The sequence below is a fragment of the Streptomyces speibonae genome (assembly GCF_984686075.1).
In genome coordinates this window covers 6,941,974-6,954,601 of the sequence record NZ_OZ480260.1, presented here as the reverse complement: position 1 = coordinate 6,954,601, position 12,628 = coordinate 6,941,974, and the positions used below count along the sequence as shown (strand labels likewise).

Annotated in this window: 14 protein-coding genes; all 14 read right to left on the bottom strand. The window is 71.3% G+C overall.

Going from position 1 to position 12,628, the window contains the following annotated elements; genetic code table 11:
- Positions 1 to 3: 3 nt before the first annotated feature.
- The 14 genes from AC5L3C_RS31390 to pgsA all read right to left on the bottom strand — a co-directional run bounded on the left by AC5L3C_RS31390 (position 4) and on the right by pgsA (position 12,602).
- Complete coding sequence (locus AC5L3C_RS31390; protein ID WP_125508155.1) at positions 4 to 552, bottom strand: adenine phosphoribosyltransferase; 549 nt, start codon at positions 550 to 552, stop codon at positions 4 to 6.
- Positions 549 to 1,664, bottom strand: a complete 1,116-nt coding sequence (secF, locus tag AC5L3C_RS31385) for a protein translocase subunit SecF (RefSeq protein ID WP_493652415.1) — start codon at positions 1,662 to 1,664, stop codon at positions 549 to 551. Before secF ends, AC5L3C_RS31390 begins: the two co-directional genes overlap by 4 nt.
- A 3-nt stretch (positions 1,665 to 1,667) precedes the next feature.
- A complete protein-coding gene (gene secD / locus AC5L3C_RS31380; protein WP_493652413.1) occupies positions 1,668 to 3,470 on the bottom strand; it encodes a protein translocase subunit SecD in 1,803 nt (600 codons plus the stop codon).
- A 133-nt stretch (positions 3,471 to 3,603) separates the two neighbouring features.
- Positions 3,604 to 4,104: a preprotein translocase subunit YajC gene (yajC, locus tag AC5L3C_RS31375; protein WP_125508149.1), complete on the bottom strand. Its 501-nt coding sequence runs from the start codon at positions 4,102 to 4,104 to the stop codon at positions 3,604 to 3,606.
- Positions 4,105 to 4,269: 165 nt separating this feature from the next.
- On the bottom strand, positions 4,270 to 5,364 hold the full coding sequence (gene ruvB / locus AC5L3C_RS31370) for a Holliday junction branch migration DNA helicase RuvB (protein WP_493652411.1): 1,095 nt from the start codon (positions 5,362 to 5,364) through the stop codon (positions 4,270 to 4,272).
- Between the two features lie 41 nt (positions 5,365 to 5,405).
- Entirely contained in the window at positions 5,406 to 6,011 is a 606-nt protein-coding gene (gene ruvA, locus AC5L3C_RS31365) for a Holliday junction branch migration protein RuvA (protein ID WP_493652410.1), read from the bottom strand.
- Entirely contained in the window at positions 6,008 to 6,574 is a 567-nt protein-coding gene (ruvC, locus tag AC5L3C_RS31360; RefSeq protein WP_493652408.1) for a crossover junction endodeoxyribonuclease RuvC, read from the bottom strand. The genes ruvA and ruvC overlap by 4 nt, the downstream gene beginning before the upstream one ends.
- 109 nt (positions 6,575 to 6,683) lie before the next feature.
- On the bottom strand, positions 6,684 to 7,436 hold the full coding sequence (locus AC5L3C_RS31355; protein WP_493652407.1) for a YebC/PmpR family DNA-binding transcriptional regulator: 753 nt from the start codon (positions 7,434 to 7,436) through the stop codon (positions 6,684 to 6,686).
- Positions 7,437 to 7,484: 48 nt separating this feature from the next.
- Positions 7,485 to 8,093, bottom strand: a complete 609-nt coding sequence (gene pdxT, locus AC5L3C_RS31350; protein WP_493652406.1) for a pyridoxal 5'-phosphate synthase glutaminase subunit PdxT — start codon at positions 8,091 to 8,093, stop codon at positions 7,485 to 7,487.
- A gap of 7 nt (positions 8,094 to 8,100) precedes the next feature.
- Positions 8,101 to 9,012, bottom strand: a complete 912-nt coding sequence (gene pdxS / locus AC5L3C_RS31345) for a pyridoxal 5'-phosphate synthase lyase subunit PdxS (RefSeq protein ID WP_125508137.1) — start codon at positions 9,010 to 9,012, stop codon at positions 8,101 to 8,103.
- A 138-nt stretch (positions 9,013 to 9,150) separates the two neighbouring features.
- Positions 9,151 to 9,693, bottom strand: coding sequence for a LemA family protein (locus tag AC5L3C_RS31340; protein ID WP_493652405.1), 543 nt, complete (start codon positions 9,691 to 9,693; stop codon positions 9,151 to 9,153).
- A gap of 70 nt (positions 9,694 to 9,763) precedes the next feature.
- Positions 9,764 to 10,930 carry a glycosyltransferase family 4 protein gene (locus AC5L3C_RS31335; RefSeq protein WP_493652403.1) on the bottom strand — a complete coding sequence of 389 codons (1,167 nt, stop codon included), beginning with the start codon at positions 10,928 to 10,930 and terminating at the stop codon, positions 9,764 to 9,766.
- Positions 10,927 to 11,868: a phosphatidylinositol mannoside acyltransferase gene (locus tag AC5L3C_RS31330; protein ID WP_493652401.1), complete on the bottom strand. Its 942-nt coding sequence runs from the start codon at positions 11,866 to 11,868 to the stop codon at positions 10,927 to 10,929. Before AC5L3C_RS31330 ends, AC5L3C_RS31335 begins: the two co-directional genes overlap by 4 nt.
- Positions 11,865 to 12,602 carry a phosphatidylinositol phosphate synthase gene (gene pgsA / locus AC5L3C_RS31325; protein ID WP_493652400.1) on the bottom strand — a complete coding sequence of 246 codons (738 nt, stop codon included), beginning with the start codon at positions 12,600 to 12,602 and terminating at the stop codon, positions 11,865 to 11,867. Before pgsA ends, AC5L3C_RS31330 begins: the two co-directional genes overlap by 4 nt.
- Positions 12,603 to 12,628 lie beyond the last annotated feature (26 nt).

Below are 12,628 nucleotides of genomic sequence, written 5' to 3'. Positions count from 1 at the left end.
GGGTCAGACGGTGAGCAGCGCCTCCAGCGGGGCCCCCGCCAGGGCCGGCTCCACCCGGGCCCGGCCGCCGAGGAAGCCGAGCTCCATCAGCACGGCGAGGCCCGCGACGTCGGCGCCCGCCCTGCGGATGAGCTGGATGGACGCCTCGGCGGTGCCTCCGGTGGCGAGGACGTCGTCGACCACCAGGATGCGGTCCCCGGCGCTCAGGTCCTCGGCGTGCACCTCGATCTCGGCGGAGCCGTACTCCAGGTCGTAGGCCTGGCGGAGGGTGGCTCCGGGGAGCTTGCCCGCCTTGCGTACGGGGATGAAGCCGAGGCCGGCCCGGACCGCGACCGGGGCGCCGAGGATGAAGCCCCGGGCCTCGAGACCGACGACCTTGGTGGCGCCGGTGCTCCGGGCGATGCCGGCGAGGGCCTCGCTGAGCGCGGTGAACGCGTCGGGGTCGGCCAGGAGCGGGGTGATGTCCTTGAACATCACCCCCGGCTCCGGGTAGTCGGCCACATCACGGATCCGGCTGAGGAGCAGGGCCGTGACGTCGACGGCGCCGGTCATCGGCGCTTCCCCGAGGGACGGCCGCGGCCGCGGCCGCGGGACGCGGGCCGGCTGCGCGGGCCGACGACCGCCGGCGCGGCGTCCTCCGCCTCGCCCTGGTCCGCGCCGACGGCGACCGGGGCGGGCCGGCCCTCCCCCGCGTCCGCCTGCGCGCGCTTGGCCATGACGCGCTTCTTGAGCGACTTCATTCCGGGCTCGAGCTCCTTGAGGTCGGCGACGAGCGGGGTGGCGATGAAGATCGAGGAGTACGCGCCGGCGGCGAGGCCGACGAACAGCGACAGCGAGATGTCGTTCAGCATGCCGGCGCCGAGGACGCCGCCGCCGATGAACAGCAGGCCCGCGACCGGCAGCAGCGCGACCACCGTGGTGTTGATGGAGCGGACCAGGGTGCTGTTGATGGAGCGGTTGGCGATCTCGCTGTAGGTCCAGCGGGTCTGTTTGGTGATGTCCCTGGTCTGTTCCTTGAGGCTGTCGAAGACGACGACCGTGTCGTACAGCGAGTAGCCGAGGATCGTCAGCAGACCGATCACCGTGCCCGGTGTGACCTCGAAGCCGACGAGGGCGTAGATGCCCACGGTGATGGTGATGTCGTGGATCAGCGCGACGAACGCGGCGAGCGCCATGCGCCATTCGAACGCGATCGCCAGATAGATCACGACGAGGAACATGAAGATGCCCAGGCCCTGCCAGGCCTTGTTGGCGATCTGCTCGCCCCAGCTGGGCCCGACCAGCTCGGCGTTGATCTGCTCCCCGTCGACCTTGAGGTCCTCGGCCAGTTGGTCCTTGATGCCGTCCGAGGTCTTGGTGTCGATGCCGGCGACCTGGATGCGCAGGCTGCCGTCGCCGAGCTTCTGGACGATGGCGTCGTGGCCGGAGGCGTCCTCCGCGTACCCCTCGGCCGTGGCGACCGAGACGCTCATGTTCTTCGGGGTGGTGAAGACGGCTCCGCCCTGGAACTCGATGCCCATGTGCAGGCCGCGCACCGCCAGGCCGAGGATGGCCGTGATGGTGATCAGGATGGAGATGCCGTACCAGATCTTGCGGTTCTTGACGAAGTCGTAGCCGATTTCACCGTGGTGCAACCGGGCGCCGAGGGTGCCGAGTCTCGACATCGCTCAGGCCTCCTTCGTCTGGACGGGGGCGGAGGGACGGCGGGTGCGGCGCAGCGGTGGTTTCGCGCCCAGTGCCTTCGGGTCGAGGCCGGACCACTTGTGGCCGGAGGAGAAGAACTTCCGGCGGGCCATCAGCGTGAGCAGCGGCTTGGTGAAGAGGAACACCACGACGACGTCGAGCACGGTGGTCAGACCCAGGGTGAACGCGAAGCCCTGGACCTTGCCGACGGTGACGACGAAGAGCACGGCCGCGGCGAGGAACGACACGAAGTCGGAGACCAGGATGGTGCGCCGGGCGCGCGGCCAGGCGCGCTCCACGGAGGGACGCAGCGTGCGGCCCTCGCGGATCTCGTCCCTGACCCGTTCGAAGAACACGATGAACGAGTCCGCCGTGATGCCGATCGCGACGATGGCGCCGCACACGGCGGGCAGGTTCAGCGCGAAGCCGATGGCCGGGCCGAGCAGCGACATGATCACGTAGGTGAGGGCCGCGGAGACCAGCAGCGAGGCGATGGCGATGAAGGACAGGCCGCGGTAGTAGACCAGCAGGTAGAGGACGACCAGGGCGAGGCCGATGGCGCCGGCGATCAGTCCGGCCCGGAGCTGCTCGCCGCCGAGGGCGGCGGTCACGGTGGTGACGCTGTCCTCGCGGAAGGTCAGCGGCAGGGCGCCGTAGGACAGCATGTTGGCCAGTTCCTGCGCCGACTGCTGGTTGAAGTTGCCGGAGATCTCGGCGTTGCCGCCGGTCAGGGCCTGGCTGACGTACGGGTCGGAGACGACTTCGTTGTCCAGGACGATGGCGAACTGGTTCTGGGGGGACTGCTTCGTGGCGAGTTCGCCGGTGATGTCGGCGAACTTCTTGGCGCCGCCGTCGGTGAACTTCATCGTGACGACCCAGCCGGCACCGGTCTGCGTGTTCAGCACGGCGTCGGCCTCGTCGACGTCCGTGCCGTCGACGGCGGCGGGGCCGAGGATGTACTTCTGCCACTCGCCCTGGGAGTTCTGGCCGCAGGCGACGGTCGAGTCGCCGGCCTTGGCGCCGTCACCGGCCTTGGCGCGGACGCTCTCCTTGGTGCAGTCGAGCGCGGCGTACTGGGCCTGGAGCTTGCTGTCGTCGCTGCCTGCGGCGCCGTCGGTGGCGGACGGGGAGGGGTCGGCCGCGGCGCCGTCCTTGTCGTCGGCCGAGCCGCTCGGGGAGGCGGCGGGGCTCTCGTCGGCCTTGAGGGCGTCGGTGACCGCGCGGCCCTGGGTGGTGGCGCTCGCGTTCGGGCTGGCGGAGGAGGACGGGGAGGAACCGTCGGTCGCCTTGTCCGTGGCGTCGTCGGTGGCCTTGTCCTTGCCGGCGTCCTGCTCCGCGTCGTCGCCGGTCGCGCTGGGCGTCGGGGCGGCTCCTCCACCGGCGAGCTCGGTGGCGACGACGGGGCGGAAGTAGAGCTTGGCGGTGGTGCCGACCTGTTCCCGGGCCTGCCTGGAGTTCGTGCCCTTGGGAATGTTGACGATGATGTTGCGGGTGCCCTGGGTCTGGACCTCGGCCTCGGAGACGCCGAGACCGTTGACACGCCGCTCCATGATGGAGACCGCGGTCTTCATGTTGGTCTCGTTGATCGCGGACTCCTGGCCGGCCTCCGGCACCGCTGCCAGCGTGATGCTCGTGCCGCCGGCCAGGTCGATGCCGAGACGCGGGGTGGTGTGCCCCGAGGCGAACATGCCTCCGGTGAGCGCCACGATGGCGATCAGGATCAGAGCGAGCGAGCGCCACGGCTTGCTTGTGGCGCTCGCGTTCCGTCCCTTTTTGAGTGCTGCCACCTTCTCGTACTCCCTCTCGGGCCGCTTCGCGCCGGGTCGGGGCGCGGGCGGCCATGACATGGTGTCGGGATTCCGTGCGAGCTGGGCATGTCCCGGGGCGCGCGGGCAGCCGCCCGCGCGCCCCGGGAGATGACTACTTCGCTTCGGAGTCGCCTTCGGACTTCTTCGGCTGTGCGTCCGCCTTGGCCTGGTCGGCGGGTTCGGCGTCGGCCGGCTCGTCGGCCGCGTCCTTCTTGCCGAGGTCGACAGGCGTGTCGTCGGAGGCGGCGGCAGCGTCGGAGGAGTCGTCGGTCTCGGTGAGGGAGGAGGCGTCGTCGGGGACGACGTCGGCGTCGGACTTCAGGTCGTGCTCGATGCCGTGGACGATGCGGTTGTACTCGTCGTCCGTGAGCACGGCACCGATCGAGTTCTTGGCGAACAGCAGCTCCACACCCGGGCCGGCGTCGAGGAGGACGGTGTCCTCGTTGACCTCCTTGACCGTGGCGTACATGCCCCCGATGGTGCGGACGCCGGAACCGGGCTGCATCTGGTTCCGCATCTCGATGGCCTGCTGCTGCTTCTTCTTGGCCGACCGGGTCATCAGGAACATGGCCCCGATGAGCACAATGAACGGGAGGAGGGTCAGGAGACTCACGGGTCGGAACTTCCTTCACACGACCGCGATGGTGAACGGCCTGATGGTTGGGGGTATGGGGCGCCGCCGGCAAGGGCGGCATCGGCGGAGTCTAAGCGAGTCCGCACCAAGGGAACAACGCTCAGCATGGCACCCGGGTTCCTGCCGGGGCCAGCGTGCTCGCCGTCACGCCCCGAACAGGTCCCCTTGTCCGTTTCCGGCGGCCGTGGAGCGGGGTGGCACGAGGCCGAGGTGCGCCCATGCCGCCGGGGTGGCGACCCGTCCGCGCGGGGTGCGGGCGAGCAGTCCCTCCCGTACCAGGAAGGGCTCCGCCACCTCCTCCACGGTCTCACGCTCCTCCCCCACCGCGACGGCGAGTGTGGACAGGCCGACCGGTCCGCCGCCGAACAGCTTGAGCAGGGCCTCGAGCACCGCCCGGTCCAGCCGGTCCAGGCCACGGGCGTCGACCTCGTAGACGGCCAGGGCGGCCGCCGCGATGTCCTTGGTGATCAGCCCGTCGGCCTTGACCTGCGCATAGTCCCTCACGCGGCGCAGCAGGCGGTTGGCGATGCGGGGTGTGCCCCGGGAGCGGCCGGCGATCTCGGCGGCGCCCTCCGGTTCGATCTCCACGTCGAGCAGGCTCGCCGAGCGGTGGACGACCCGCTCCAGTTCGGCCGGCTCGTAGAACTCCATGTGCGCGGTGAAGCCGAAGCGGTCGCGCAGCGGGGGCGGCAGCAGGCCGGCCCGGGTGGTGGCGCCGACGAGGGTGAAGGGCGGCAGCTCGAGCGGGATGGCGGTGGCGCCGGGGCCCTTGCCGACGATGACGTCGACGCGGAAGTCCTCCATCGCCATGTAGAGCATCTCCTCGGCGGGCCGGGACATGCGGTGGATCTCGTCGAGGAAGAGGACCTCGCCCTCCTGGAGGGAGGAGAGGATGGCCGCGAGATCGCCGGCGTGCTGGATGGCGGGGCCCGAGGTGATGCGGATGGGGGCTTCCATCTCGGCCGCGATGATCATGGAGAGAGTGGTCTTGCCGAGGCCGGGGGCTCCGGAGAGCAGCACGTGGTCGGCGGTGGCGCCGCGCGCGCGTGCGGCGCGCAGGACCAGGTCGAGCTGTTCGCGGACCTTCTCCTGGCCGATGAACTCGCCCAGGTCCTTGGGGCGCAGCGCGGCCTCGACGGCCTGGTCCTCACCGTCGGCGACCGGTCCCACCAGCCGCTCACCGGCGGGTCCTGCGCTCGGCTCGCCGGCGGCGGTGTCGGTCCTGTCGTCCCAGTTCATGTGCGTGTGCCTCAGCTCTGAGTACGGGTGATCGGGCGCGGTCAGCGGGCTCGGTTCAGCGTCCGGAGGGCCGCCTTCAGCAACTGGCCCACCTGCGGGGTGCCCCCGGCGGCCTCGGCCTGGGGGGTCACGGCGGCCACGGCCTCGTCGGCCTCGCGGGTGGCGTAGCCGAGGCCGATGAGAGCCGCGTGCAGCTGGTCGCGCCAGCCGGCGCTGACCGGTGCGCCGACGGCGGGGGCGCCGACGGGCTCGCCGAGGCGGCCCTTCAGCTCCAGGAGCAGCTTCTGGGCACCCTTCTTGCCGATGCCGGGGACGGCGGTCAGCGCCTTCTCGTCTCCCGTGGCGACGGCTCTGCGCAGGGCGTCGGGGGCGTGCACGGCGAGCATCGCCTGGGCGAGCCGCGGGCCGACGCCGCTGGCGGTCTGGAGCAGCTCGAAGACCTGGCGCTCGTCGTCGTCGGCGAAGCCGTACAGGGTCAGGGAGTCCTCGCGGACGACGAGGGAGGTGGCGAGTTTCGCGGACTGGCCGACGCGGAGCGCGGACAGGGTGTTCGGCGTGCACTGGACGGCCATGCCGACGCCGCCGACCTCGATCACCGCGGCGTCGGGGGCGAGGGCGGCGACCGTGCCGCTGACGAAGGCGATCATGCCGTACGGCCTTTCGATGCGTGCGGAGTGCGGGACGCGCGGGGCGCTGGCGAGGCGTGCCGGGCGACGGCCTGCTGGAGGCGGTTGTGCGCGGGGGCGCGCCAGATGTGGCAGATGGCGAGCGCGAGGGCGTCGGCGGCATCGGCGGGCCGGGGCGGCGCGTCGAGCCGCAGCAGCCGGGTGACCATGGCGCCGACCTGCGCCTTGTCCGCGCGGCCCGAGCCGGTGACGGCGGCCTTGACCTCGCTGGGTGTGTGCAGGGCGACGGGGATGCCGCGGCGGGTGGCGCACAGGATCGCCACCGCGCTGGCCTGGGCGGTGCCCATCACCGTGCGCACGTTGTGCTGGCTGAAGACGCGCTCCACGGCGACGAACTCGGGCCGGTGCTCGTCCAGCCACTGTTCGAGGCCCTGCTCGACGGCGACGAGGCGCTGGCCGAGGTCGGCGTCCGCCGGTGTGCGCATGACGCCCACCCCGAGCATGGTGAGCGGCCGCCCGGCCACGCCCTCCACGACGCCGACGCCGCAGCGGGTCAGCCCCGGGTCCACCCCCAGCACGCGCACGCGTCGGCCCCTTCCCTCGATCACCTGTTTGTGCAGGCTATCGGGTGCCACTGACAGAGCGACGGGCCGACGGGGTGTGTCCCGCCGGCCCGCTGAAGCAGTGGACGCGTTACGCGTCGGCCTTCTCCATGATCTCGTCGCTCACGTCGAAGTTGGCGAAGACGTTCTGCACGTCGTCGCTGTCCTCCAGGGCGTCGATCAGCTTGAAGATCTTCTTGGCACCCTCCTCGTCCAGCTCGACCTGCATGGTCGGGACGAAGTTGGCCTCGGCGGAGTCGTAGTCGATGCCGGCGTCCTGCAGGGCGGTGCGCACGGCGACCAGGTCGGTGGCCTCGCTGATCACCTCGAAGCTCTCGCCGAGGTCGTTGACCTCCTCGGCGCCCGCGTCCAGGACCGCGGCGAGGACGTCGTCCTCGGTCAGCTCGCCCTTGGGGACGATGACCACGCCTTTGCGGTTGAACAGGTACGACACCGAGCCCGGGTCGGCCATGGAGCCGCCGTTGCGGGTCATGGCGACGCGCACGTCCGAGGCGGCACGGTTGCGGTTGTCGGTGAGGCACTCGATGAGCACCGCGACACCGTTGGGTCCGTAGCCCTCGTACATGATGGTCTCGTAGTCGGCACCGCCCGCTTCGAGGCCGCCGCCGCGCTTGATGGCGGAGTCGATGTTCTTGTTGGGCACCGACTGCTTCTTGGCCTTCTGGACGGCGTCGTAGAGCGTGGGGTTGCCCTCCAGGTCGACGCCGCCCATCCGCGCGGCGACCTCGATGTTCTTGATCAGCTTCGCGAAGAGCTTGCCGCGCTTGGCATCGATCACGGCCTTCTTGTGCTTCGTCGTGGCCCATTTAGAGTGGCCGGACATCTGCCTGTCTCCTTCGCGTAACCCATCTCTGCAACGAACGCAGGAATCCTACAAGGACTCGGCCGTCCGCTTCGCCCGTGTCATCTCGACGAACAGGGCGTGCACGCGGTGGTCGCCGGTGAGTTCCGGGTGGAACGACGTGGCCAGGGCGTTGCCCTGGCGCACCGCGACGATGTGTCCGTCGTGCTCGGCGAGCACCTCGGCGCCCGCGCCGACGGACTCCACCCAGGGGGCGCGGATGAAGACGCCCTCCACGGGTTCGCCCGTGACGCCCTTGACGTCGACCGCAGCCTCGAAGGACTCGTTCTGCCGTCCGAAGGCGTTGCGGCGCACGATCATGTCGATGCCGCCGATGGTCTCCTGCCCCGAGCGGGGATCGAGGATCTTGTCGGCCAGCATGATCATGCCGGCGCAGGTGCCGTAGACGGGCATGCCGTCCCGCACGCGCGCGCGGAGGGGTTCCATCACTCCGAAGAGGACGGCCAGCTTGGAGATGGTGGTGGACTCTCCGCCCGGGATGACGAGGCCGTCGGCCTCGGCGAGTTCCTCGGGACGCCTGACCGGTCTGGCCACGGCGTCGGCCGCGGCCAGGGCGGCGAGGTGCTCCCGTACGTCGCCCTGGAGGGCCAGGACTCCTATGACAGGTGCGTCGCTCATCGGCGGATTACCAGCCGCGGTTGGCGTAGCGCTCGGTCTCGGGGAGGGTGTCGCAGTTGATGCCGACCATGGCCTCGCCGAGGTTGCGGGACGCATCCGCGATGATCTTCGGGTCGTCGTAGAAGGTGGTGGCCTTGACGATGGCGGCCGCGCGCTTGGCGGGGTCGCCGGACTTGAAGATGCCGGAGCCGACGAAGACGCCCTCGGCACCGAGCTGGCGCATCAGCGCGGCGTCGGCGGGGGTGGCCACACCGCCGGCGGAGAACAGCACGACGGGGAGCTTGCCCAGCTCGGCGACCTCCTTGACCAGCTCGTACGGGGCACGCAGCTCCTTGGCGGCGGCGTACAGCTCGTGGTTGTCGAAGCCGCGCAGCCTGGCGATCTCGTTCTTGATCTGGCGCAGGTGGCGTACGGCCTCGACGACGTTGCCGGTGCCGGCCTCGCCCTTGGAGCGGATCATGGCGGCGCCCTCGGCGATGCGGCGCAGGGCCTCGCCCAGGTTGGTGGCACCGCAGACGAAGGGGGTGGTGAACGCCCACTTGTCGGAGTGGTTGACCTCGTCGGCGGGGGTGAGCACCTCGGACTCGTCGATGTAGTCCACGCCGAGCGACTGCAGCACCTGGGCCTCGACGAAGTGGCCGATGCGGGACTTGGCCATCACGGGGATGGAGACCGCGCCGATGATGCCCTCGATCATGTCCGGGTCGGACATCCGGGCCACGCCGCCGTCCTTGCGGATGTCGGCGGGGACCCGCTCCAGGGCCATGACGGCGACGGCGCCGGCGTCCTCGGCGATCTTGGCCTGCTCCGGCGTGACGACGTCCATGATCACGCCGCCCTTGAGCTGCTCGGCCATGCCGCGCTTCACGCGGGCGGTGCCGGTCTCGGGACCCTGGTTTTCGGAGAGCGTGCTGGACACGAATGACCTCGCTGAGGGGTAAAAGGGATTCTGCAGCACTGAGGAAACGGGAACGGACCAGGCCACAGCAAGGGCCAATGGAAAGCCGGTGGATCCTTTTCGGTCGGCCGCGCACCGACGGATGGCCGGATCCGGTCGTTACGCGGCCCGCTCGATCAGGGCGGCAGGCGGCTCGTCGTCCATCTCGAAGGCCATCGGGAAGGGCGCGTGCCCGGCCAGCCGGAACCAGCGCACCTTGCGGTGCCGCCGCAGGGCCCGCGCCGCCCGTACGGCGTCGTTGTGGAAGCGGCGGGCCATCGGCACCCTGCGGACGGCCTCGGCCAGCTCCAGGGCGGCGTCCTCGCCGCCGGGCGCCTCCTTGACGGCGTCCACCTGCTGCGCGTCGGCGAAGACCGCGCGCAGCGCCTGGGTCAGCTCGCTCTCGGCGACCTCCCGCTGTTCCTCCACCGCCTGCCGCGCGGCGTGCGCGGCCTCGTAGAGCACGATCGACGCTGCGGGGTCGAGCACGCCGGAGGTGGCCAGTTCCTGGGCCACGGAGGCGCGGCGCAGCAGTTGCGCGTCGAGCGCGGCGCGGGCGGCGTCGATCCGGGCGTGCAGCCGGTCCAGGCGTCCCGCCGTCCAGCTCAGGTAGAGGCCGACGGCGACGAGGGCGACGAGGATCCAGATCAGGGTTGCGGTCACGGGCCGCAAGGCTAGTACCGCCGGGCCCCACGGCGGGCCGCGCCCCCGGACCGCGTCGCGCCGCTCCGCGTCACTGGTCCCGCGCCAGCCCCAGCCGCGCCCGCAGTCCCGTCGCCCGGTCGTCGGCGGCCACCGCGGCCGCGCCCGCCGTGACCGTCTCGTACACGGACAGGATGTCCGCGCCGACCGTGGCCCAGTCGAAGCGGCGGACGTGGGCGCTGCCCCGCTCGCGCAGTTCCGCGCGGCGCCCGGGATCGGCCAGGAGCCGTACGGCGGCGTCGGCGAGCGCGTCGGCGTCCTCGTTGGCGAACAGCTCGCCGGCCGCGCCCTGGTCGAGGACCTGGGCGAAGGCGTCCAGGTCGGAGGCGAGCACCGGCGCGCCCGCGGACATCGCCTCGACCAGGATGATGCCGAAGCTCTCGCCGCCGGTGTTCGGCGCCACGTACAGGTCGACGCTGCGCAGGAGGCGGGCCTTGTCCTCGTCGCTGATCATGCCGAGGAACTCCACGCGCGGGCGCAGCTCGCGCGGCAGCGACTCGACGGCCTCCTCCTCGTCACCGCGCCCCGCCACCAGCAGCCGGGTGTCCGGGCGGGCGGCGAGGATCTTCGGCAGGGCCTTCATCAGCACCGGCAGGCCCTTGCGGGGTTCGTCGATACGGCCGATGAAGCCGATGGTGTCCCCCTGCCACTCGGGACGGGGCTCGGCCTTGGCGAAGAACTCGACGTCGACGCCGTTCGGGATCACCACCGCGTCGCCGCCGAGGTGCTCCACGAGGGTGCGGCGGGCGTACTCGCTCACCGCGATCCGCGCGCTGATCTTCTCCAGGGCGGCCTGGAGGATGGCGTACGCGGCGATCATCGCGCGGGAGCGCGGGTTGGACGTGTGGAAGGTCGCGACGATCGGCCCCTCGGCCGCCCAGCAGGTCAGCAGCCCGAGCGAGGGCGACGTCGGCTCGTGGATGTGCACCACGTCGAAGGCGCCGTCGTGCAGCCAGCGCCGCACCCGCGCGGCGGACAGGAAGCCGAAGTTGAGCCGCGCCACCGAGCCGTTGTACGGCACCGGCACCGCGCGGCCGGCCGAGACGACGTACGGCGGCAGCGGGGTGTCGTCGTCGGCCGGGGCGAGGACGGACACGTCGTGGCCGAGGCGGATGAAGTACTCGGCCAGGTCACGGATGTGGAACTGGACGCCGCCGGGCACGTCCCAGGAGTACGGGCAGACGATGCCGATCCTCACGAGGTCCCCTTCCGGTCCCGCTCAGGGGCGTTCGCGGGATCCCGCGCGGGATCGAGGTCCGTCAGCCACAAGCGCTGCAGCATGTGCCAGTCCTCCGGGTGGTCGGCGATCCCCGTGGCGAAGGCGTCGGCCAGCGCCTGTGTCATGACGGACGTCTTCTCGGGCCGCGTGCCTGACACGGGTACCTCGACCGGTGGATGGACCCGGCCCCGCATCACCGGCGGATCGTCGTACCAGAGGGTCACCGGCAGCAGCCGGGCCCCGGTCTGCTGGGCCAGCAGGGCGGGTCCGGCCGGCATCCGCGCGGTCTCGCCGAAGAAGTCGACCTCGACCCCGGAGGACGACAGGTCGCGGTCGGCGACCAGGCAGACCAGCCCGCCGTCACGCAGCCGCCGGGCCAGGGTGCCGAAGGCCGAGCCGCCGCTGTGCGGCAGCACCTCCATGCCGAGGCCCTCCCGGTAGGCGACGAACCGGTCGTAGAGCGTCTCCGGCTTCAGGCGCTCGGCGACGGTGGTGAAGGGTATGCCCAGCCTGGTGGTGACCCAGGCGCCGGCCAGGTCCCAGTTGGCGAGGTGCGGCAGGGCCAGGATCACGCCCTTGCCGGCTTCCATGCCGTCGGTCAGGTGGTGGAGGTCCTTGACGTCGAAGGAGTCCGCGATGCGCCGGTGGCTCCACGCGGGCAGCCGGAAGGACTCCATCCAGTAGCGCAGATACGACCGCATGCCCGCGCGGGACAGCTCGGCCAGCCGCTCCGGCCCCGCCTCGGGCACAACGCGCGCGTAGTTGCTCTCCAGCCGGAGCACACCCTTGCCGCGCCGCTTCCACGCGACGTCGGCGATGGTCCTGCCGAGGCGGACGGCGACCGGCTCGGGAAGTTTTCTGACGGTGCCCCAGCCGGCGCCGTACAGGGCGTCGCTGAGCCGCTCCCGGGCACTCACTTCGCGGCCTCGCTCCCCCGCGTCTCCTCAGCCGGCGCGGACTGGGCCGCCTCCGCCTCGGCGGACTCCCGGCGCACCGTGACCACTCGCTGGATCAGCGTGACCAGGCTGCCCACGGCGACGATCCACAGCGCGACCGGCAGCAGGTACTGGATACCGGGCACCCCGAAGGCGTGCAGGCCCGCGAGACCGGCCGCGACCAGCGAGATCACCAGCCGCTCGGCCCGTTCGACCAGACCGTTGACCGCGACCGGCAGCCCGATCGACTCACCGCGCGCCTTGGTGTAGGACACCACCTGGCCGCTGGCCAGGCAGAAGATCGACACCGCGCACAGCACGTTGTCGTCGCCCCCGCCCGCGTACCACAGGGCCAGACCGCCGAAGACGGCACTGTCGGCCACCCGGTCCAGGGTCGAGTCCAGGAACGCGCCCCAGCGGCTGGACCGGCCCAGCTGGCGGGCCATGTTGCCGTCCACCAGGTCGGAGAACACGAACAGCGTGATCACGACCGTGCCCCAGAAGAACTCGCCCCGGGGATAGAAGACCAGCGCGCCCGCGACGACACCCGCGGTACCGATGAGCGTGACCGTGTCCGGGCTGACCCCCCGCCGGATGAGAAACGCGGCGAACGGTGTGAGGACACGCGTGAAGAATGCACGCGCGTACTTGTTCAGCATGGCCTTCCCGACGGTCGGTGTGGCCGCATGGCCCCTGCTGGCCACCGGCGCGCCCAATCGTAGCCACGCGGGCGCGCGGACGA